Below are 20,622 nucleotides of genomic sequence, written 5' to 3' on the forward strand. Positions count from 1 at the left end.
CGCCGGCCTGTACAAGGAGCGGAACACCGTCGAGCGCCTGATCAACAAGCTGAAGGCCTGGCGAGGCATCGCCACCCGCTACGACAAAACCCCTGCGAGTTACCTCGCCGGCCTCCACCTCCGCGCCGCGATGATCTGGATTAAAGACCTCACCCAGGCCACCCCTTGATCACAACCAAATACACGCCCTAATGGGAGCTACCGGGTCGGTCCGATCGGGCGGACCCGCCGTGCTGGTGCCCCGTGAAGTCACTAGAGTGGCGTCCGGCCGTGGTTTCCCGACCACCGGCGTCACCGACCGTCCCGGGACGAACGAGCGCGATGAGGATCATCGAGGACGACCTGTCAGGCCCGCAGATCGCCGAGTTCCTGTGGGAACACGTGCGGGAGATGCGGTCCATCACGCCGCCGGAGAGCAAGCACGCTCTCGATCTCGACGGCCTGCGCACGCCCGAGGTCACGTTCTGGTCGGTGATGGACGGCGACGTCGTCGTGGGCTGCGGCGCCATCAAGAGGCTCGACCCGGCGCACGCCGAGCTGAAGTCGATGCGCACGTCGGCGGCGCGCAAGCGCAGCGGGATCGCGTCCCTGCTGCTGGAGCACATCATCGGCGAGGCCCGGCGGATGGGCTTCACCCGGCTGAGCCTGGAGACCGGCTCGGCCGACTTCTTCCTGCCCGCACGACGGCTGTACGAGAAGTTCGGGTTCCGCTACTGCGAACCCTTCGCCGACTATCGGCCCGACCCGCTCAGCGTGTTCATGACCAGGCTGCTGTGACGACGTCGTCAGTACGCGTCGGGGCGCAGGGCCCGGGCGCACACGGTGAGGCCGTCTCGCAGGATCTCCCGCGTGGTGTCGTCGACCTTTTCGAGCATCACCGTTTCGATGGCGTCGAGTGAGCTGTCGCAGCTCCGCAGCACGGCCGTCCCCTCGGGAGTGAGGCGGGCGCACAGGGTGCGGCCGCCGTTCGGGTGCGGATCGCGGCGGATCAGGCCGCGCCGTTCCAGGTCGCGGATGACGAGGTTCATCGCCTGCGGCGTGACGAAGGCGATGCGGGCCAGCTCCGCCGACGACGCCCCATCGCGTGTGCGCAGCTCACTGAGCGCCATGTATTCGGTCGTGGTGACGCCGTGCCTGGCGAGCGTGTCGTCCAGGCGGGCGCGGATGCGGCGCTCCAGGCGGAACACCAGGTAGCTCAGGCGGGCCGCGGGGGCGGCGGGCCGAGCGGCGGGGCGGGTGCGGCGGGCGGTCACCGGACGACCATACCGCGCGATCTTCTAGATGTAAGTTTCGCGGCTGGGTATCAAGTTACTTGATAGCAAGTGCCTTGATATGCAGTGGAAACGCCTATTCGACCGCGAGGCGCTCGCGGACGTCCCTTGACCTCGGACCGACATTGCTTCTATACCGGCTGACGTCACGACTTCCGAGCGAACGGCGATTCCGGAACGTGCGCGGAATAGCGCATGGGAAAAGAGGGAACCGCCGCTGATCCGAGAAGGAGGAGCGGATGAAACGATTAATCGCGGCGGTCGCCGGCGCCGTCGCCGCGGTGCTGTGCGCCGCCGGGGCCCTGGTGTCGGTGGTGGTGTCCGCGCACCCTGCCGCCGCGGCCACGCTGACCGAGGTGACCGGCTTCGGCGCCAACCCCGGCAACCTGCGCATGCACCTGTACGTCCCGAACAACGTCCAGCAGAACCCGCCGATCGTGCTGGCCATGCACACATGTGGGGGCTCGGGGCCGGGCTTCTACTCGTCCACCGAGTTCGCCTCGCTGGCCGACCGCTATGGCTTCATCGTCATCTACCCGTCGGCCTCGAAGAAGATGAACTGCTTCGACAACTGGTCCGAGGCGTCCAAGGTGCGCGGCGGCCAGACCGACCCCGTGTCCCTCATGTCGATGATCACCTATGTCGAGCAGCAGTATCACGGCGATCCGAACCGGGTGTTCGCGACCGGCGCCTCCTCGGGCGCGATGATGACCAACGCGATGCTCGCCCTGTATCCCGAGGTGTTCAAGGCGGGCGCGGCGTTCATGGGCGTGCCGTTCACCTGCTTCCCCAACGAGGCGGCCTACAGCCCGGGCGGCAACTCCGCTCCGTGCGTGGGCAAGACCGCGCAGCAGTGGGGCGACGTGGTCCGCAACGCGAACCCGAGCTATCGGGGGCCGTGGCCGCGCATGCAGCTGTGGCACGGCACCAGCGACAACGTCGTGGCCTACGCCGAGCTGGACGAGGAGATCAAGCAGTGGACGAACGTCTACGGCCTGAGCCAGACGCCGACGACCACGGACACGCCGCAGTCCGGGTGGAGCCGCCGCCGCTACGCCGACTCCTCGGGGACCGTGCAGGTCGAGGCGTACACCATCCAGGGCGCGGGCCACAGCCTCCCCATGGGCGGCATGGCGGCCATCGCCATCCAGTTCTTCGGTCTCACCGGTAGCCCGAGCCCGAGCCCCAGCCCGAGCCCGAGCCCCAGCCCGTCCGCGAGTCCGTCCGCCAGTCCGTCCGCGAGCCCGAGCGCCAGTCCGTCCGCGAGCCCGTCCGCCAGTCCGTCCCCGAGCCCGTCGATTCCGCAGGGCGCCTCCTGCCGGATCACGTACCGGCCCAACTCCTGGAACGACGGCTTCACGGCGGACGTCACGATCACGAACACCGGCACCGCTCCCGTCAACGGCTGGACCGTCACCTGGACGTGGCCGGGCAACCAGCGGATCACCAACGCGTGGAACACCACCGTGACCCAGTCCGGCGCCCAGGTCACCGCGCGCAACGTCTCCTACAACCCCGCCATCCCCGCCGGAGGCAGCACGAACTTCGGCTTCCAGGGCACCTACAGCGGCACCAACACCGCACCGGCCGCCTTCGCCCTCAACGGCGCGGCCTGCACCATCGCCTGACCGGCCCCGGCCGCGCCGCGACGAGCCATCAGGGGGCGGCGCGGCCGGGCCTCAGACGGTCATAGGTCAGACCCGTCAGACGGTCATAGGTCAGATCCGTCAGACGGCCATAGGCCGGACACGTCAGACGGCCCGGTGTCAGACGGGCAGCGTGTCCAGGACGGTGGCGGCGATTCCGGCGGCGGGCGGCTCGTACCGCTGCGCGAGCGTCTGGAAGGTCCGCTCGGCCTGGATCGCCGGCCAGTCGCGGGGCAGGTGCTCGGCGGGCAGGTGCGGATCCTGGCGGACGAGATGCAGCCAGTCGGTGTGCAGCAGCAACTGCCGCGCCAGGTCGTCGGGCGCGCCGGGGAACGGCCGGGGGACGTCCCACTGGGCGAGGAACGCCCGGTAGCGCGCGGCGATCTGCTCGATGTCGAACGCCTTCCCGACGAGATCGGCCGCCTCGGTCGGCTTGAACGCCTTGGCGGTCAGCACGGTCACGTGGTCGCCCAGGTCGAGGGAGGCGAGCACGTCGGTGACGTCCTTGACGCCCGGCGCGATCCACAGCCCGCTCTGCAGCAGGCCGAAGCCGTCCCAGATGAGCCGCGACCGCAGGTCGTGCCGCGTGCTGCGGCGGCTGTCGGGGATCGAGAAGCCGACGACCGTCCACGTGCCGTCCCAGTCGCGGTTCACCGCGCCGGTCTCCCACACCCGTCTGCGCCCGTCCTCCAGGACCTCCACGGCATGCGGGGTCAGGCCGAAATACACCTTCCGTCCTTGCCGGTGCCGGGTCAGCAAGTTGCGCTTCACCATCCGCGCGAGCGTCGACCGTACGGCCTCCTCGGAGACGCCGAGGCGCGCGAAGACGTCGATGACGCTCCCCGAGTAGACGGCGATGTCGCGATGCAGCACGTAGATGCCGAGGAAGCTGAACATCAGGGACTGCGGGCGCAGGGATGGCGCCGCCTGGTCGTCTTCGCCGCCGAGGGTCACGAGCACAGGGTAGACCGAACCCGAACGTCATGCACATCTGTGACGACCGTCACATCACTGCCCGACATCTGAAGGTGTGCGACCCGGCGGCCACTCCGTCCGTGGGTGCGGCCGCCGGACGGGGTAGGCCGGAGAACGGGCGGCTCCGGGCGGGGTGCAGGTGCCCGGAACGGGCCGCCGTTACATATTGGGCAAACTATTGACGTCCGTTAGAAATATGCCTAACCTCCGGACGAGAAGGCGAGAGTCCAGCTCGCTCCCGGACGAGGAGCTCGGTCATGCCGAACCTGTCAGTCTCATCCCCCAACCCCGTTCAGCTTCGCCGCGCGGTGGCCTCCAGCTTCCTGGGCAGCGTCATCGAGTATTACGACTTCCTGCTCTACGCCACGGCCTCGGCGGTGGTCTTCAACAAGGTCTTCTTCTCCTCCCTCGACTCCCTCACCGCGACGGTCGCCAGTTTCGGCACCTTCGCGACCGGCTACCTGGCCAGGCCGCTCGGCGGCGTGATCTTCGGTCACTACGGCGACCGGCTGGGACGCAAGCGCATGCTCGTGCTGACCATGACCCTGATGGGCGTCGCGAGCTTCCTCATCGGCCTGCTGCCCACCTACGCGCAGATCGGCAGCCTCGCGCCGATCGCGCTCATCGTGCTCCGGGTCCTGCAGGGCGTCGCCGTCGGCGGCGAGTGGGGCGGCGCGGTGCTGATGTCCGCCGAGCACGCCACCGGCAGGCGCGGCCTGTGGGCGAGCTTCACCAACGCCGGAGCTCCCTTCGGCATGGTGCTGTCCACGGCGGTGCTCACCGGCACGGGCGCCGTCATGGACGAGCAGGCGTTCCTGAGCTGGGGCTGGCGGGTGCCGTTCCTGCTCAGCATCGCGCTGCTGGCGGTGGGCCTGTTCGTCCGGCTGCGGGTCGAGGAGACCCCGCTGTTCGAGGCCGTCAAGGAGCGGGCGTCCCGGCTGCCGCTGCTGGACGTGTTCCGCGACCACCCGAAGACCCTGCTGCTCGGGATCGGCGTCGGGCTGTCCGCCTTCGTGGCCCAGGGCACCCTCACCACTTATCTCATCGCGTACGGCGTGCGCGCCGGCTTCGCCCGGCAGGTGGTGCTGAACGCGCTCACGCTCTCGTCCGCGCTGGCCGTCCTGGGCATCGTCGGCTGGTCGGCGCTGTCCGACCGGGTCGGGCGCCGGCCGGTCGTGCTCGCGGGCGCGGTGCTCATGGCGGTGTTCGGCTTCGCGCTCTTCCCGATGGTCGACTCCGGCAACCAGGCTGTGCTCGCCATCGCGCTCGTGCTCGGCCAGTCGGTCGTCCACCCGTTGATGTACGGCCCGCTCGCGGCGTTGTACACCGAGCTGTTCGCCACCGGGAGCCGTTACACGGGAGCCTCGCTCGGCTACCAGATCGCCGGGCTCGGGGCGGGCCTCGCACCGCTGCTGTTCGCCCAGCTCGACGCCTCGACCGGAGGCGGCACGACGACGATCTCGGTGATCATCGCGGCCTGCTGCCTGCTCACCGTGGTCTGTGTCCTGGCGCTGCGCGAGACCAGCCGACACGACCTGGCCGCGGTCGCCGCCGGGCCCGCGTCCGGTCTCGCCGCCGACACGGCGAAACCATCCTCCGCCTGACCAAGGGGTGCCACATATGCGCAATGCCGGACTGGGTGGCTGGCCGGCCCGCCGGGCCCAGATGAGCCCGGACCGCACCGCGTTCGTCTACGCGGACCGGCCGTACAGCTACACGGAGGTCCACGAACGGACGACGAGACTCGCGTCGCGGTTACGCGACGCGGGGGTGCGGGCGGGTGACCGGGTCGCCTACCTCGGTCCGAACCACATCGCCTTCGCCGAGACGATGTTCGCCACCCACATGCTCGGCGGGATCTTCGTCCCGCTGAACTTCCGGCTGGCCGCGCCCGAGATCGCGTACATGCTGGAGCACTCGGGCTCGTCGGTCCTCGTCTACGGGCCCGAGTGCGCGGCACAGGTGGCGGCGGTGGTCCGCGATCTGCCCGGCTTGCCGAACCTGCGCACGGTGGTGGCGCTCGAGTCACCGGCGGAAAGGGAGCTGCACTACGAGACGTGGCTGTCGCAGGGCGACCCCACGCCGATCGACACCCCGGTGGCGCTCGACGACATCGCGCTCATCCTCTACACCTCCGGCACCACCGGACGGCCCAAGGGCGCCATGCTGAGCCACGCCAACCTGGTGTGGAACACCTACCACATCCTGATCGGCGTGGACGTGACGAGCACCGAGGTCACATTGATCAGCGCGCCGCTGTTCCATGTGGCGGCGCTGAACCAGACGTTGCTGCCGACCTTCCTCAAAGGTGGCATGTCGGTCATCATGCCGTCATGGGACGTCGACCGGTGTTACGACCTCATCGAGCGGCACCGGGTCACCTGGATGTTCGGGGTCACCGCGATGTTCGCCGCGCTCGTGCAGTCGCCGCGGTGGGCAGGCGCCGACCTGTCCTCGCTGCGCACGCTGATGTCCGGGGGCGCGTCCATCCCGGTCGCGCTGATCCGCGCCTACCAGGAACGCGGCCTGGTCTTCTGTCAGGGCTACGGGATGACCGAGACCTCGCCGGGCGCGACCTTCCTGGAGGCGGGCGAGAGCGTGCGCAAGGTGGGCTCGGCCGGGGTGCCGGTGTTCTTCGCCAACGTGCGCGTGGTCCGGCCCGACCTCACCCCGGTCGCGCCCGGGGAGCCGGGCGAGGTGCTCGTGCAGGGACCGAACGTGACGCCGGGCTACTGGCGGGATCCGGAGGCGACCGCCGCCGCGCTGACCGAGGGCGGCTGGTTCCACTCGGGCGACGTCGCCACCCTGGACGACGAGGGCCACCTCTACATCGTCGACCGGGGGAAGGACATGTACATCTCCGGCGGGGAGAACGTCTACCCCGCGGAGGTGGAGGGAGTGCTCTTCGAACATCCGGCCGTGGCGGAGGCCGCCGTCGTCGGAGTGCCCGACGACAAGTGGGGCGAAGTGGGCCGCGCCTTCGTCGTGCCGCGCCCCGGCACGAATGTCACTCCCGACGAAATTCGCGACTTTCTCCGCCCTCGGCTCGCGAAGTATAAGATCCCGATCTACGTGGATATCGTCGACACGTTGCCAAAGACCGGTTCCGGCAAGATTCGCAAACCTGACCTGCGCCGGCGGCCCCCCCCCGCCGACTCCGAGGAGTGACTCGTGATCGTCACCGAATTCGCGCGCAACCAGTGGTACGTGGCCGCCTACGGCCACGAGGTGGGCCGAAAGCAGCTCGGTCGCACCATTCTCAACGAGCCGATCCTGCTCTACCGCACCGAGGACGGGCGCGCGGTGGCCATGGCCGACCGCTGCGTGCACCGCCGCTTCCCCCTGTCCGAATCGCCCAGCCACCTGGTCGGCGACCGTGTCGTGTGCGGCTACCACGGCTTCACCTACGGGCCGGACGGCGTCTGCGTGGCCGTTCCCGCCCAGCAGCGCATCCCGCGCACCGCGCGGCTGCGCACCTATCCCGTGGTCGAGCAGGACTCGTTCGTCTGGGTGTGGATCGGCGACCGCGAGCCGGGCGACACGCTGCCCCCGCGCGCGCCCTGGCTGACCTCGCCCGACTACGCCACGGTGTGCGGCATGGAGCCGCTGAACGCGCGCTACGGCCTGCTCGTGGACAACCTCCTCGACCTGTCCCACGAGACGTACCTGCACGGCGGATACATCGGCACCCCCGAGGTGGCCGAGACCCCGATCACGACCGAGGTCGACGAGGACGCGGGCATCGTCTACGTCAGCCGCCACATGGACGACGCGGCCTGCCCGCCGTTCTACGCCGAGTCGACCGGCATCAAGGGCCGGATCACCCGCTGGCAGGACATCGAGTATCACCCGCCGTGCCTCTATCTGCTGCACAGCCGCGTCGCCCCGGTCGGGTCGCCCCCGCCCGCCGCCGACGGCACGGACGAGCACGCGTTCCACGTCGAGGTCGTGTACGCGATCACCCCGTCGACGGAGAACAGCACGTACGACTTCTGGGCCGTGGCGCGCGACTTCGCGCTCGACGACGAGAAGGTCTCCGACTTCCTGCGGGACAGCAACCGCACCGTCGTGCTGCAGGACGTGGCCGCGCTCAACACGCTGGAGGAGGTCATCGCCGCGGAGCCGGACCGCTACCAGGAGCTGTCGGTGAACATCGACACCGGTGGCCTGGCCGCCCGCCGCCTCCTCGCCCGGATGGCCGCCCAGGGCGACTCCGTGCCCTCGCAGGCCGCCGCTCGATGAGCGCGCGGGACTCCGGCGCGCCGGCCGGTCGCACCGTCTACCGCATCCGCTGGCTGCCGGGGACGGACCGGCTGCACGCCTCCTGCTTCTGCGGGGCGGAGCGCGAGTTCGAGGACCCGGTGGTCCTGTGGGACTGGCTGCTCGGCCACCCGGAGGGCCACCTGCCACGCACCCCGGAAGCGCACGACTCCCCGGCACCGGCGGCCGCGCTCGTCTGAGACGCGGCATCCCCCAGAAAGGAAGCCTCGGCGACCATGCCCGTCACCGAAGCGGAGCTCGACGTGAAGGTGGCGGGCAAGGAGCCCGTCGCCGACGGCGTCGTCCTCCTGAGCCTCGTCCGTCCCGACGGCGGCCCGCTGCCCGCCTGGACGCCGGGCGCCCACCTCGACCTGCTGCTCGCCCCGGGACTGGTCAGGCAGTATTCGCTGTGCGGCGACCCCGGCGACTCCTCGGTCTTCCAGGTGGCGGTGCTCCGGGAGCGGGACGGGCGGGGCGGCTCCGCGTACGTGCACGATCGGCTGGCGGAGGGCGACACGGTCCGGATGCGTGGTCCCCGCAACCGTTTCGGTCTCGACGAGTCGCCGCGCTACCTGTTCGTCGCCGGAGGCATCGGCATCACCCCGCTCCTCCCGATGATCGAGGAGGCGGCGCGGCGCGGGAGCGACTGGCGGCTCGTGTACGGCGGGCGCACCCGGGCGTCGATGGCGTTCGCCGACCGGCTCACGCGGGACCACCCGGGCCGGGTGGAGCTGTGCCCGCAGGACGAGACCGGCCTGCTCGACCTCGACGCGCTGCTCGGCGATCCGCGTACGGACACCCTCGTCTACTGCTGCGGACCCGAGCCGCTGCTGGCGGCTGCGCAGGAACGGTGCGCCTCCTGGCCCAAGGGAGCGCTGCGGTTCGAACGCTTCGTACCCTCCGCCCGGAACGACGCCGCCCGGAACGACGCCGCTACGGCGGAGGGTGCTGCGGAGGGCGCCTTCGAGGTGGAGCTGGCCCTGACCGGCACGACGCTGACCGTGCCGCCGGGCCGCTCGATCCTGGAGGTGGTCGAGGAGGCGGGGGTCGCGGTGCTGTCGTCCTGCCGCGAGGGCACCTGCGGCACCTGTGAGACGGCGGTGCTCGCCGGCGTCCCCGACCACCGCGACGACCTGCTCACCGAGGAGGAGCGCGAGGCCGGGGACATCATGTTCATCTGCGTGTCGCGGGCCCGCTCCGAGCGCCTCGTCCTCGAACTCTGACCGGAGGTCACCGCCGCTTCCCGCGACCGGTGCCGGATTGCCCGCCACCCCGGCGAGGCCGGGGCACCGGTCAGTTGCTCCAGGTGCCGACGGTCTCGCCCGAGCCGATCGCGGCCTCCTTGATCTGCTTGTGGATCGCCACAGCGTCGCCGCTGGGCGTGATCGGGCCGGGCAGCGCGTAAACGACGAAGTGATAGTGATGCACCCCGCTCGGCGGGCAGGGCCCGGCATAGCCGGCGGTGCCGCCGCTGCCCGGCAGGACCCTCCCCGGGGCCCGGCCCTCGGGCACGCTCGTCTCGGTGACGGGGATGCCGGTCACGATCCAGTGGACGTACGTCCCGCCGGGCGCGTCCGGGTCGTCCACCACGATCGCCAGCTCGCGAGCGGCCTCGGGAACGCCGCTCCAGGCCAGCGGGGGCGAGACGTCCTCGCCTCCCTGCCGGGCGCACGCGTATTTCCCGGGGATCGCGGCGCCGTCGGCGAAGGCCGGGCTGCTCACCTTCAGCGCGCCCGAGGGCGGGACGCTCCCGGACGAGCACCCCGCGAGGACGACCGCCAAGAGGACTCCGCCGGACAGCCTGCCGATCTTCATTCGCCCAGGATAGGCGGCGGCATCGGCTTTCGGCATATGCATCGCTCAGCCGCCGGGGGAGGGGAGGTGTGGGTCTCCCACCCCCGCTCCCGGCCGGGCTGGGAGCAGGGCCCCGATGGGGTCAGCCGTCGATGCGGTGGGTCGTCCAGAACGACGACAGGTCGACGGAGGCGGCCGCCTGCGCGGCGGCCTTGAAGTCCGCGGTGGTCGAGACCCCGTGCCAGTGGGCGGCGGCGTAGTTCTTCAGCAGATTCTGCATCGCCGTCGTGCCGATCGTGCGCCGCAGGTCGTGCAGCGCGCACTTGCCGTAGGTGTAGACGACGGTGCCGTATCTGCTCGGATGGGCGTCCCAGTAGGCCATCGAGTTGCTGATCTTCTCGGCGGACGACTGCCAGGAGACCATGTTCCAGCAGTTGGTGCCCGAGACGCCGTTGTAGAGATCGGTGGCGTAGTCGGCGAACGACTCGTCCAGCCACGGGCTGGTGTATTCGTCGTCGCCGACGATGCCGTACCACCACTGGTGGGCCAGTTCGTGGGCCAGCGCGGTGGAGCTGATCACGTCGAGCACGAAGCCCGGATATTCCATGCCGCCGAACCAGAAGTTGTTGTCGAGCACGACGTCCACCTCGCCGTACGGGTAGGCGCCGAACCGGCCCGCGTGGGCGACGAGCGCGTTCTTCGCGGTGGTCATCATCGAGCTCGCGCTGCCGGAGCTGATCGAGCTCACCCGATAGACGTTCACGACGACGCCCGTCGTGGTGGTGCTCGTGGTCTTCACGAACGGCCCGGCCGCCCAGGCGAACTCGCGGACGTTCTTCGCCGTCGCCTTCGTGATCGTACGGCCGGAGGTCCCCGGCGTGTCGACCGAGGTGCCGGTCGCCGGCACCAGCAGCGACGACGGGTGGTCGAGCGTCACCGAATAGTCGCTGGTCAGCGCGTAGAAGGACTCGCCGTTGTTGCTGTAGGGATCGAGGTGCCAGCCGTTCGCGTCACGGACCGCCAGGACCGGCAGCGCGTTGCCGATGAAGTTGTAGGAGCCGTCGCGCCCGAAGCGGTCGGCGCCGCTCGGCACGACGATGGCGAGGTCGAACCCGATCGTGGCGCTCTGGCCGTGGGCGAGCGGAGCGGGCAGCGTGATCTTCATCGCCGTGCAGGAGACCGACAGCGGGGACGGCGTGCCCCCGGTCACGTTGGTGACGGTGATCGGCGTGGACGGGCACGCCCCGTGATAGTTGTCCCACAGGCGCAGGTAGACCTCGGGCAGGGGATCGGCCGACAGGTTGGTGAAGGTGACGCTCTCGTGTCCCGTCCACGTGCTGCCGGAGGCGTTGCTCGTCAAGGTGACCGTGTAGGAGAGCGATCCCGGCGTCCTGATCCCGTCCGCCGCGTGAGCGGCCGGCGGAACGCCTCCGACCAGGACAAGCACGGCCGTCGCCGCGGTGATCAGGAATCGCCGCACCATCAGGAGGGTCTCCTTTCGAGCGCCCGGCCCCCGATCTGCCGACGTAATGTAACTTTTTGTCAAATAGCAGTCAATGACTGCTTTTTAGCTGTTCTAAGGCTTGCGCGGACCAAGAATTCGCCCTGCCCCCGCCCATCGCCCTTGGCATGGGTGGCGGTTTCGCGGACCGGTCCGGGGTGGAGCGTCTCGGTGGCGAGTCGCGTTGCGGGCGGGCCTCGGCGGCGCGGAGTTCCCGGGCGGGCGCGATCGCGGCCGAAGGCGGGCCGGCGGTGGCCGTCGCGGTTCGCTGGTATCTCGGGACTCCCGTCGAATACGTCATTGACCAGCACGTACGGCCAGGCGAGCCGATTCCGAGCACGCCAAGAGCTAGCCAGGTCTCCGACAAGGCGTCAAGGCGGCGTGCTATCGCGATCACGGTGTGCGATTGAACCTTGACATTGAGTGGTCGATACTCGTGCGGGTGGATCGAAGCAGGTGGGGCAGGACCGCCACGGTGATCGCCGCGAGCGTGCTCCTGGGCTTTCCTTCGTCGTCCGGCGCGGCCTCCGCCGGTCCCGGGGGTGATCGGCCGATCGACTGCGGCGCCTGGCCGCCGCCGGACCCGCTGACGGTGCGGAACGTCAAGCGCGTGTACTCGGCGACGAGCGAGAAATGGGCGGGCGAGGTGCACGTCACGCTCTGGCGCGGGGACGCGGGCCCAGATGGGGAGTGGCACTACTGGGCCACCCTCACCGGCCGTACGCGACCGGGGGACGCGGTCTGGCTGGACGTCTGGCCGCCGGGTGGCGGCCCCTGGCATCGGTGCGGGCCCTTCCCGGTGGCACGCGACGGCCAGACGGTCTCCTCCCCGATGGCCGTCTGGCGTGACTTCACCCTCGTCAAGGCGTGCGGGCAGCACGGCGACGTCAGCGCGTGCGGACGGGACAAGGGCGCGATGGTGGACTGACCCCGGTGCCGGCGGGGAAGAGCCGGCACCGGAGTCAGGTGCCAGGGGGTCAGAGTCAGGGGATCATTGCGTCAGCTCGTCGCGCAGGGCGAGCCGTTGAGGGTGAACTGCGTGGGCGCGGGGTTGGCGTTGTCCCAGCGGCCGAGGAAGCCGAAGGACACGCTGCCGCCGTTCGCCGCGATCGTGGGGTTGTAGCTGGCGTTGGTCACCGTCACCTTCGACCCGCTCTGGGTGTAGGTGCCGTCCCACAACTGGGTCACGGCCTGCCCGTTGCCGTACGTCCAGGTGAGCTTCCAGCCCTGCACGGGCGTGGTTCCCCGGTTGACGATCCGTACGGCGGCCTGGAAGCCGCCGGGCCACTGGTTGGAGACCGTGTACGTCACCGTGCAGGTGGCGGCCGGCGTCGGCGAGGAACTGGGGGACGGGCTGGGGCTCGGCGAGGGCGACGGGCTGGGGGAGGGGCTGGGCGACGGGCTCGGCGAGGGAGAGGGCGAGGGCGACGGGCTCGGCGACGGGGAGGGTGACGGCGAGGCCGAGGGGGACGGAGAGGGGGACGGCGAGGGCGACGGGCCGGAGCCGGTGGGGATCACGATGGTGCTGATCGAGTTGGCCGGGAACGTGCCGGTGAAGCCGCCGGCCCCGACCTGAACGTCGGCGTCGCGCTTGATGGCCGACGTGTCGGCCGCGCTGTAGCGGTAGACCTGCGCGGTCGCGCCGCCGTCGCGTCCCGCGACGGAGACCTGGCTGGTCAGGTCGTCGCCGGTCTTGTTCACCACGACGAGCGTGAGCGCGTCGTCGGAGGCCCGCTCGGCGGCGTACACCGCGAGCTTGCCCTGGTCGGCGCTGGTCGCGCGGACGGCCGTCTCGCCGAACCTGCCGCCCTTGCCGTCGTAGTTCAGGTACATCCGGAAGGCGTACGCGCCGGGCTGGGAGGCCGTGGGCGGTCCCCAGAGGGTGGCGAGGTCGAGGCCCTCACGGCCGAAGATGCCGAGGATGTCGGCCTGCGCGAGGGCGCCGTTGATGTGGTCGAGTGCGCCCCAGTTGTACTCGGTGATGGCGGTCTTGGTGCCGGGATACTCGGCGGCCACCAGTTCCTTCATCCGCGGGATGAGCCGCACCTGCGTGTTGATCCAGCTCTCGTCCGTGTACGTCGGGTCCCACAACGCCCGGGTGGAGCGCAGCCGCAGGGCGTCGGTGGTGGGGTTGCCGCCGGCGCCGAAGGCGATGCCGGACGCCTGGGGGTAGAAGTGCTCGTCGAAGTAGTCGAGGACGCGCAGGCCGTGCTCGTCCTCGTAGTTCTTCATCTGCCGCAGATACCACGTGGTGAAGGGAAGGCCGCCGCGGACCTCCTTGTCCGGGGGGTTCGACCAGCAGTTGGTCCGGCCGCAGGTCTCCTGGTCGAGGCCGGAGTAGTCCCAGGAGGACCAGCCCCAGCCGACCGGGCCGAGCGTCTTCGCGCCGGGGTCGGCGGCCTTCACGGCGGCGCCGATGAGGTAGGCCTTGTCGCGCAGCTCGATGGAGCTCGCCCCCTCCGGGTGGACGTCCCGGTGGGTGCTGTGCCAGATGTCGGGCTCGTTGTCGAGGTTGTAGAACTTAACACCGCCGCCCGAGGCGGTGCCGTACCTGCCGGTGAGGTGGCCGATCCAGTCCTGCACGTACTCCGCGCCGGCCTCGACGCTCGTGTCGTGGGGGTCGTTGCCGGTGATCTTCGTGCCGTCGGGCTTCACGCCGTTGCCGCAGTCGGGGCGCCACTGGTCGGTCTGTTGCTGCGCGCCGTACTTGGCGACGGAGAACCCGCAGGAGCCGTCGCGGCCCTTGGGGACCCAGCCGATCAGCGGGACCGTGAGGATGGTGTCGGTGCCGGTGCGCCGGTCCTGCTCGACGAACTGGTCGGCGGTGGAGCCGTCCGGCAGTTTCGACGGGTCGGAGCTGTCCTCGGCGATGTTCTCGAAGAACCAGTCGGAGGCGCGGTTGCTGGTGTCGTACAGGTAGTTGTAACGGGTCGTCGCGTTGCCGCCCCACCGGCGCACCGGGAGGCGCAGTTCCTTGGCCAGCGCCTCGTCGGCGAAGTTCATGCCGTAGATGTACGGGCTGATGGGGTGCCGCCCGGTGGTGGTGTCCACCGACAGCGCCGGTCCGTCGGCCGCCGCGAGGGCGGGCATGTGCCCGGCCGCGCCGATCGACAGGGCGAGCGCCGCGGCGAGGACGATCGGGAGCGTTCGCGTTCGCACGGGTCTCCTCTCGGGTCCCTGGGGGTTCGTGGAAGTCCTGAGGCCGCCGGGTGCGAGGGAGCACCGGTCGAGCGGCCAGGGCCACGCTGGCCAAGACCTGGGGCGGGGAACAAGAACGCCGTTCCCCGGAGCACCGTGGGCACGCGCTGAGCAGCGGCACCCTCGCACCCGCGGATGGAAGTTTCACGAGGACGCGGGTTCCACGGGCCGAGAACGAGCGGTGCTCGGCCCGTCCGCGCCGTCATGCGGTGCCGCCTCTGGCACGAGGCCGCCGCCTCTGGTACGAGGCCGCCGCCTCTGGCACGAGGCGGCCACGACCGGGTCCGCTGCCGTCTCGGCCGGTGGATATGACCTTGACTCCGTCGCGGGCCGCACGCATGCTGCTCTGGCCGTACGAAAATCGTTTTGCGGACCGACCATAACTGGGGGGGACACATGGCGGAGCCACCGCGCCGGGTCCTGGTGACGGGCGCCGCCGGACGGGTGGGCCGGGCGACGCTCGACCTGCTCGCGCGGGAAGGCGTGCCGGCCAGTGCACTGGACCTGCGCGATCCCGGCGACCTGAGGGCGGATCGCGTGGTCACCGGGCGCGCGGACGACCCGGAGGCGGTGCGCGAGGCGCTCGACGGCGTCGACGCCGTGATCCACCTCGCGGCGATCCCCGCGCCCACCCTCGGCACTCCCAAGGAGGTGTTCCTGGGCAACGTGGGGGCGACGTTCGTCGTGCTGGAGGAGGCGGGCGCGGCCGGTGTCCGCAGGGCCGTCGTCGCGAGCAGCTTCAGCGCGCTCGGCCTGCCGTGGGCGGCGCGGCCGCTCCACCCGGCGTACGTGCCCGTGGACGAGGCCCTGCCGCCGCAGGTGGAGGATCCGTACGGGCTGTCGAAACAGGTGGACGAGACGACGGCCGCGATGATGGCCCGCCGCCACGGCATGACGGTCGTGGCGCTGCGCTACCCGTTGCTCGGCGGCCCCGGGGACAGGCTGGACGAGAGGGCGGCCGGATACGCCGAGGACCCGGGGCGCGGCGCGAGCGAGCTGTGGACCTACCTGGACACCCGCGACGCGGCACGGGCCGCCTGGCTGTCGCTGGTCCGGCCGATCGAGGGCTTCACGGTGGTCTTCGTGACCGCACCCGTGACGCTCGCCCCGCAGCCGACGGAGGACCTGCTCGCCCGCTTCCACCCGGGCGTGGAACGGCGCGCCCCGCTGCCCGGCAGGACCGCGCCGGTGGACCTGACGGCGGCCGAGACCCTGCTCGGCTTCACCGCCGATCATCTGTACGAGCCCGTCGCAGCCGAGGAGGCATCGTGATCCACCCCATCGACGGCATGGCGGTCATGCCGGAGACGCAGGCCCCCTGGCCGGCCCGCGACAACCTGCGGATCACCGCGGTCCGGTCGATCGTGACGGCCCCCGAAGAGGTGCCGCTGGTCGTCGTCCGCGTCGACACCAGCGAACCCGGCCTGTACGGCCTGGGCTGCGCCACCTTCACCCAGCGCTTCCACGCCGTGGCGGCGGCGGTGGACCAGCACGTCGGGCCGATGCTGATCGGCAGGCACCCCGCCGACATCGAGGACATCACCCGGATGATCCACCTGTCCTCCTACTGGCGCGGCGGGCCGGTGCTCAACAGCGCGCTGTCGGGCGTGGACCAGGCGCTGTGGGACATCGCCGGCAAGCGGGCCGGCATGCCGGTCTACGAGCTGCTCGGCGGCAGGGTGCGCGCGGCGGCCGACACCTACCTGCACGCGGGCGGCACCACCGTGGAGGAGACGATCGAGAACGCCGCCGCGATCCTCGCGGACGGTTACCGCAACGTCCGGCTGCAGACGGGAGCGCCCGGGCTCGGGAACTACGGCGCGCCCGGATCTCCCGGTGGCTCCCCCGCCTCGCCGTACCCGGACGGCTGGGACGTGCAGCGCTACCTGCGGGAGACCCCCAAGCTGTTCGAACGGGCCCGGGCCGAGCTGGGGGAGGAGCCCGGCCTGATGCACGACGTGCACTCCCGGCTCACCGTCAAGCAGGCCGTGGCGCTGGCGCGGGCGCTGGAGCCGTACCGCCTGTTCTTCCTGGAGGACCCGATCCCGCCGGAGCTGTACGACCGGCTGCCCGAGGTGCGCGAGGCCGCGCCGATGCCGATCGCGGCGGGGGAGCAGGTCGCGTCGGTCGCGGACGCGGCCCGCCTGGTCAGGGACGGCGGGGTCGACCTGCTGCGCCTGCACGTCTCCGCGGTCGGCGGCCTCACCCCGGCGCGCAAGCTGGTGGCGCTGTGCGAGCTGACCGGCGTTGGCACGGCCTGGCACGCGCCCGCGGACGTGTCGCCGATCGGCGCCGCCGCCAACGTGGCCCTCGACGTCACCTCCCCGGCGTTCCAGATCCAGGAGGGGCACGTCTACCCCGAGGCGGTGCACGAGGTCTTCCCCGGGACCATCAACCCGGTGAACGGCTACCTCTACCCCAACGACCGGCCCGGATGGGGCATCGACATCGACGAGGCCGCGGCCGACCGGCATCCCCCCGTCACCCACCTGCACGAGCGCTGGGCGGCGCGGGTGCGGCGGCCGGACGGCGGCATCGAGGCCCCGTGACCTCCGCGTTCGCCTCGGCGGCCTGTACGCGCTGGAGCGGCTCGCCCAGGCCGACCGAGGGGGGCGCGGGGAGGGTGGCCGCGGCCTCGTTCCGGATGGTGTACGCCTTGCCGGCCCTGGCGTTCCACGTCAGCGTGTCGCCGTCGCGGTGCGGGCCGACCTCGTGGCCCTGCTCGTCGTAGACGCGGTAGCGGTCGGCGATGAAGCCGGACTTCACCATGATCGGCCCGGTCTTCCCGGGGCGCACGATGATCGTGTCGGCGGCGCCGTCCTTCCAGGTCGCGTCCACGGTCACGTCGCCGCGGGCGCGCAGGCCGGAGAACGAGCCGCTCTTCCACGCCGACGGGAGCGCCGGCAGCACGTGCACGTAGTCGTGCTGGCTCTGCACCAGCATCTCCGCGACCCCGGAGGTGGCGCCGAAGTTGCCGTCGATCTGGAACGGCGGGTGGGTGTCCCAGAGGTTGTCGAGCGTGGAGGTCTTGATCTGCTCGCTGAGCATCTTCAGCGCGTGGTCGCCGTCGAGCAGCCGCGCCCAGAAGTTGATCTTCCAGGCCTTGCTCCAGCCGGTGCCGCCGTCGCCGCGGGCCGTGAGCGAGACCTTCGCGGCCTCCGCCTCGGGCGCCCCCGCCGTGATCTGGTTGCCGGGATGCAGCGCGTAGAGGTGCGAGACGTGCCGGTGGTCGTCCGTCTTGGAATCCCAGTCGCTCTTCCACTCCTGGAGCTGACCCCAGGAGCCGACGCGGATGCCCGGGTCGAGTCTGGCGAGCGTCGCCGTCACCTCCGCCTGGAAGCCCTCGTCCACACCGAGCTTCTTCGCGGCGGCGAGCGCGTTGGTGAGGACCCCGCGCACGATCTGCTGGGACATCGACGCGCCCGCGGAGAAGTCGCCGTGCTCGGGGGAGTAGCCGGGCGACACGACCAGCGTGCCGTCGCGCGGATCGGTGTGCAGGAAGTCGAGCCAGAACTCGGCGGCGCCCTTGATCACCGGATAGGCGGTGTCGCGCAGGTAGGTCACGTCACTGGTGAACCGATACCGGTCGTAGAGCTGCTGGGTGGTCCAGGCCGCGGCCTCGGGGAACCAGAACGACGTGGCCCAGTCGTGCAGGCCGGTGAAGCCGAACGGGTTGGTCTCGTTGCCGACCACCCAGCCCCGGGCGCCGTAGATCTCCTGGGCGGTCTTCGTGCCGGGCGCGACCATCGCCGCGATGTACCTGGCGTACGGACCGGTGGTCTCGTCGAGGTTCGTCTGCTCGGCGAGCCAGTAGTTCATCTGCAGGTTGATGTTGACGTGGTAGTCGGCCGACCATGGCGGGCTGGTCGAGTTGTTCCACACGCCCTGCAGGTTGGCGGGCAGCAGGTCGTTCTCCCGCGAGGAGGAGATCAGCAGGTAGCGGCCGTAGGCGAACATCAGCGCCTCGAGCGCCCGGTCGTCGGCCGAGTCGCCGCCCGTGTACGCGCGGAGCAACCGGTCGGTCGGGACGGCCGGGGTGCTCTGGCCGATGTCCAGTTTCACCCGGTCGAACAGGTTGCGGTAGTCGGCCAGGTGCGCCTGCTTGAGCTGGTCGTGGCTCTTGCCGGCCGCGGCGTCCACGGCCGCGGTCACCTTCGCGTGCGGGTCCGGGCCGCGATAGGCGGGATAGTCGCCGGCGTAGTCGGTGCCGGCCGACAGCACGAACATCGCGCTGTCGGCGCCCGTGACGGTGACCCTGTCTCCGTCGTCGGTGCGGGTGCCGCCCTGGTTGAGCACCTGCACCTGCGCCTCGAACCTCATCTTGTTGTCCGGCAGCGCGCCGCGGATGATGAGCCTGCCGTTCGCGGCGGTGACGGTCTTGTCGGCGTGCGGCGAGGTGTGGCGCAGGGTGAAGGAGACCTTGCCGCCCCGGTCGGCGGAGAGCCGGCCGACGATCACGTTGCCGGGATGGCCGGCGAAGTATTCACGCGAGTACGTGACGCCGTCGGCGGCGTAGGTCACCCGGGCCACCGCGTCACGCAGGCTGAGCTCACGCCGGTAGGAGGCGGGGTTCTGCGGCGTGCCGGCGAAGTCGAGATAGAGGTCGCCGAAGGTCTGGTAGGCGCCGAAGCCCGTCTTGGGCTGGCCGAGCTTGGCGGCCACGGCCTCCGGCGTCATCCTGCCGTCGCGGTCGATCTGGCGCTGGACCTCGACGATGGCGTCCGGCCGCGGGGTCTTCCAGTTGCCGAAGTCGTAGCCCGGGGAGCCGGGGCCGCCCGTCCACAGCGTCTTCTCGTTGAACTGGAGCTGCTCGGTGGCCACGCCGCCGAAGATCTTCGCGCCCAGCGGGCCGTTGCCGATCGGCAACGCCTGGGTCTCCCAGTCGGTGGCGGGCCGGTCGTACCAGAGGGTCAGGTTGTCGGGAGCGCCCTGCGGGGCGGGTTCCGCGGTCGCCTGCGCGGGCGGGGCGAGGACGGCCGCGAGGTCGGTGGGGAGTCGTAACGGGGGGTGAGTCACACATTCCTCCGATCACACGGCGACCTCGGAACAAGGACATAGCACTGAAACTCTTGCGTAACACGCCACCGATCCGATGTATCTGCTGGCTATTTGGGGTCTTGGCAGCGAACTAGCCTGCACTTTCCGACAATCCAGGACATCGGCCGGATAATAGATCGGATGTATCCGTGATGATGCTATCGACTTCACCCGTACGGCAGGGCCATCGTCCGAGGACGACACATCGGGTGTATCACCTCGGCCCGGAGAGGCCGCGCGTGAGGCCGCGCGTGAGGCCGCGCGCTTTCAGAGCGTGCGGCGGAGCCACTCCTCGACGCCCGCGACGTGGACCGTGGCCCACGCCCTGGCGACCTCCGGCCTGCGGGCCGCGATCGCCTCACAGATCATCACGTGCTGCTCGCGGGTGTCGTCGAGCGCGCCCTCCTGGGTGAGGCCGCGCCACACCCGGGCCCGCGTCGTCGGCCCGGAGAGGCTGTCGATCAGCGAGCACAGCACCGGGTTGCCCGACCCCGCCGCGATGTGCTGGTGGAACCGCAGGTCGTTGGCGACCAGCTCCTCCACGCTGGGCTCGGCGGGCAGCGCGTCGAGGATGGCGCGCAGCTCCTTGATGTCCTCGTCGGACATGTTCATCGCGGCCATCGCGGTGGCGGCGGGCTCCAGCACCCGCCGCACCTCCAGGAACTGCAGCACGGTGTCGTCGCGGTGGAAGTCCACGACGAACGACATCGCCTCCAGGAGCAGGTGGGGCTGCAGGCTGGTGACGTACGTGCCGTCGCCCTGCCGTACGTCGAGCACGTTGATCAGGGCGAGGGCGCGGACGGCCTCCCGCAGGGAGTTGCGGGACAGGCCGAGCCGTTCGGCCAGATCGGCCTCCTTCGGCAGCCGATCGCCCGGAGCGAGCTCGCCCGACGTGATCATCTGCTTGATCTTGTCGATCGCCGCGTCCGTGACCGCCACG

Annotated in this window: 17 protein-coding genes; 10 read left to right on the forward strand and 7 right to left on the reverse strand. The window is 70.7% G+C overall.

The window, feature by feature from the left end; all coding sequences use genetic code 11:
• Positions 1-321 precede the first annotated feature (321 nt).
• The gene (locus FLV34_RS35980) at positions 322-777 is read left to right on the forward strand and encodes a GNAT family N-acetyltransferase (protein ID WP_142649646.1); all 456 of its coding nucleotides are present in this window, start codon (positions 322-324) and stop codon (positions 775-777) included.
• 8 nt (positions 778-785) lie between these two features.
• Here FLV34_RS35980 and FLV34_RS35985 read toward each other — a convergent pair whose 3' ends face one another.
• The gene (locus FLV34_RS35985) at positions 786-1,253 is read right to left on the reverse strand and encodes a MarR family winged helix-turn-helix transcriptional regulator (protein ID WP_260617385.1); all 468 of its coding nucleotides are present in this window, start codon (positions 1,251-1,253) and stop codon (positions 786-788) included.
• Between the two features lie 257 nt (positions 1,254-1,510).
• On the opposite strand from FLV34_RS35985, the gene FLV34_RS35990 reads away from it, so the two are divergent.
• Complete coding sequence (locus FLV34_RS35990) at positions 1,511-2,899, forward strand: PHB depolymerase family esterase (RefSeq protein WP_147945238.1); 1,389 nt, start codon at positions 1,511-1,513, stop codon at positions 2,897-2,899.
• 138 nt (positions 2,900-3,037) lie between these two features.
• On the opposite strand, the gene FLV34_RS35995 is transcribed toward FLV34_RS35990, so the two are convergent.
• Complete coding sequence (locus tag FLV34_RS35995) at positions 3,038-3,871, reverse strand: PaaX family transcriptional regulator C-terminal domain-containing protein (protein WP_205830644.1); 834 nt, start codon at positions 3,869-3,871, stop codon at positions 3,038-3,040.
• Between the two features lie 278 nt (positions 3,872-4,149).
• On the opposite strand from FLV34_RS35995, the gene FLV34_RS36000 reads away from it, so the two are divergent.
• Genes FLV34_RS36000 through FLV34_RS36020 form a run of 5 tightly spaced genes read left to right on the forward strand, consistent with a single transcriptional unit; the run spans position 4,150 to position 9,375 of the window.
• Entirely contained in the window at positions 4,150-5,496 is a 1,347-nt protein-coding gene (locus tag FLV34_RS36000) for an MFS transporter (RefSeq protein WP_142649644.1), read from the forward strand.
• 16 nt (positions 5,497-5,512) lie between these two features.
• A complete protein-coding gene (locus tag FLV34_RS36005) occupies positions 5,513-7,060 on the forward strand; it encodes a long-chain fatty acid--CoA ligase (protein WP_147945239.1) in 1,548 nt (515 codons plus the stop codon).
• Positions 7,061-7,063: 3 nt separating this feature from the next.
• On the forward strand, positions 7,064-8,134 hold the full coding sequence (locus FLV34_RS36010; RefSeq protein WP_205830643.1) for an aromatic ring-hydroxylating dioxygenase subunit alpha: 1,071 nt from the start codon (positions 7,064-7,066) through the stop codon (positions 8,132-8,134).
• Positions 8,131-8,352, forward strand: a complete 222-nt coding sequence (locus tag FLV34_RS36015) for a hypothetical protein (protein ID WP_142649642.1) — start codon at positions 8,131-8,133, stop codon at positions 8,350-8,352. The genes FLV34_RS36010 and FLV34_RS36015 overlap by 4 nt, the downstream gene beginning before the upstream one ends.
• Positions 8,353-8,388: 36 nt before the next feature.
• Positions 8,389-9,375 carry a PDR/VanB family oxidoreductase gene (locus FLV34_RS36020; protein ID WP_142649641.1) on the forward strand — a complete coding sequence of 329 codons (987 nt, stop codon included), beginning with the start codon at positions 8,389-8,391 and terminating at the stop codon, positions 9,373-9,375.
• 70 nt (positions 9,376-9,445) lie between these two features.
• On the opposite strand, the gene FLV34_RS36025 is transcribed toward FLV34_RS36020, so the two are convergent.
• Together FLV34_RS36025 and FLV34_RS36030 are read right to left on the reverse strand one after the other, a co-directional pair.
• A complete protein-coding gene (locus FLV34_RS36025) occupies positions 9,446-9,967 on the reverse strand; it encodes a YbhB/YbcL family Raf kinase inhibitor-like protein (RefSeq protein WP_187280820.1) in 522 nt (173 codons plus the stop codon).
• Positions 9,968-10,088: 121 nt separating this feature from the next.
• A complete protein-coding gene (locus FLV34_RS36030) occupies positions 10,089-11,429 on the reverse strand; it encodes a M1 family metallopeptidase (protein WP_147945241.1) in 1,341 nt (446 codons plus the stop codon).
• Positions 11,430-11,889: 460 nt separating this feature from the next.
• On the opposite strand from FLV34_RS36030, the gene FLV34_RS36035 reads away from it, so the two are divergent.
• Positions 11,890-12,375 (forward strand): hypothetical protein, encoded by a 486-nt coding sequence (locus tag FLV34_RS36035; RefSeq protein WP_147945242.1) that lies wholly within the window; start codon positions 11,890-11,892, stop codon positions 12,373-12,375.
• Positions 12,376-12,446: 71 nt separating this feature from the next.
• Here the strand turns inward: FLV34_RS36035 and FLV34_RS36040 are convergent, their stop codons facing one another.
• Positions 12,447-14,606 (reverse strand): glycoside hydrolase family 44 protein, encoded by a 2,160-nt coding sequence (locus tag FLV34_RS36040; protein WP_222709750.1) that lies wholly within the window; start codon positions 14,604-14,606, stop codon positions 12,447-12,449.
• Positions 14,607-15,041: 435 nt separating this feature from the next.
• Here FLV34_RS36040 and FLV34_RS36045 point away from each other — a divergent pair, with 435 nt between their 5' ends.
• Together FLV34_RS36045 and FLV34_RS36050 are read left to right on the forward strand one after the other, a co-directional pair.
• The gene (locus FLV34_RS36045; RefSeq protein ID WP_147945243.1) at positions 15,042-15,917 is read left to right on the forward strand and encodes an NAD(P)-dependent oxidoreductase; all 876 of its coding nucleotides are present in this window, start codon (positions 15,042-15,044) and stop codon (positions 15,915-15,917) included.
• Positions 15,914-17,194, forward strand: a complete 1,281-nt coding sequence (locus FLV34_RS36050; protein ID WP_222709751.1) for an enolase C-terminal domain-like protein — start codon at positions 15,914-15,916, stop codon at positions 17,192-17,194. The genes FLV34_RS36045 and FLV34_RS36050 overlap by 4 nt, the downstream gene beginning before the upstream one ends.
• Here the strand turns inward: FLV34_RS36050 and FLV34_RS36055 are convergent.
• Together FLV34_RS36055 and FLV34_RS36060 are read right to left on the reverse strand one after the other, a co-directional pair.
• Positions 17,127-19,661, reverse strand: a complete 2,535-nt coding sequence (locus tag FLV34_RS36055) for a glycoside hydrolase family 95 protein (RefSeq protein WP_261986033.1) — start codon at positions 19,659-19,661, stop codon at positions 17,127-17,129. The genes FLV34_RS36050 and FLV34_RS36055 overlap by 68 nt on opposite strands.
• A gap of 288 nt (positions 19,662-19,949) precedes the next feature.
• Positions 19,950-20,621: a FadR/GntR family transcriptional regulator gene (locus FLV34_RS36060; RefSeq protein WP_142652565.1), complete on the reverse strand. Its 672-nt coding sequence runs from the start codon at positions 20,619-20,621 to the stop codon at positions 19,950-19,952.
• Between the last annotated feature and the right edge of the window lies 1 nt (position 20,622).

The organism is Microbispora sp. CSR-4 (genome assembly GCF_008033685.1).
In the GTDB taxonomy this organism is placed as follows: domain Bacteria; phylum Actinomycetota; class Actinomycetes; order Streptosporangiales; family Streptosporangiaceae; genus Microbispora.

Coding starts and splice junctions, on each gene's coding strand:
- FLV34_RS35980 (WP_142649646.1), top strand. CDS start 322: ATGAGGATCATCGAGGACGACCTGTCAGGCCCGCAGATCGCCGAGTTC.
- FLV34_RS35990 (WP_147945238.1), top strand. CDS start 1,511: ATGAAACGATTAATCGCGGCGGTCGCCGGCGCCGTCGCCGCGGTGCTG.
- FLV34_RS36000 (WP_142649644.1), top strand. CDS start 4,150: ATGCCGAACCTGTCAGTCTCATCCCCCAACCCCGTTCAGCTTCGCCGC.
- FLV34_RS36005 (WP_147945239.1), top strand. CDS start 5,513: ATGCGCAATGCCGGACTGGGTGGCTGGCCGGCCCGCCGGGCCCAGATG.
- FLV34_RS36015 (WP_142649642.1), top strand. CDS start 8,131: ATGAGCGCGCGGGACTCCGGCGCGCCGGCCGGTCGCACCGTCTACCGC.
- FLV34_RS36020 (WP_142649641.1), top strand. CDS start 8,389: ATGCCCGTCACCGAAGCGGAGCTCGACGTGAAGGTGGCGGGCAAGGAG.
- FLV34_RS36025 (WP_187280820.1), bottom strand. CDS start 9,967: ATGAAGATCGGCAGGCTGTCCGGCGGAGTCCTCTTGGCGGTCGTCCTC.
- FLV34_RS36030 (WP_147945241.1), bottom strand. CDS start 11,429: ATGGTGCGGCGATTCCTGATCACCGCGGCGACGGCCGTGCTTGTCCTG.
- FLV34_RS36045 (WP_147945243.1), top strand. CDS start 15,042: ATGGCGGAGCCACCGCGCCGGGTCCTGGTGACGGGCGCCGCCGGACGG.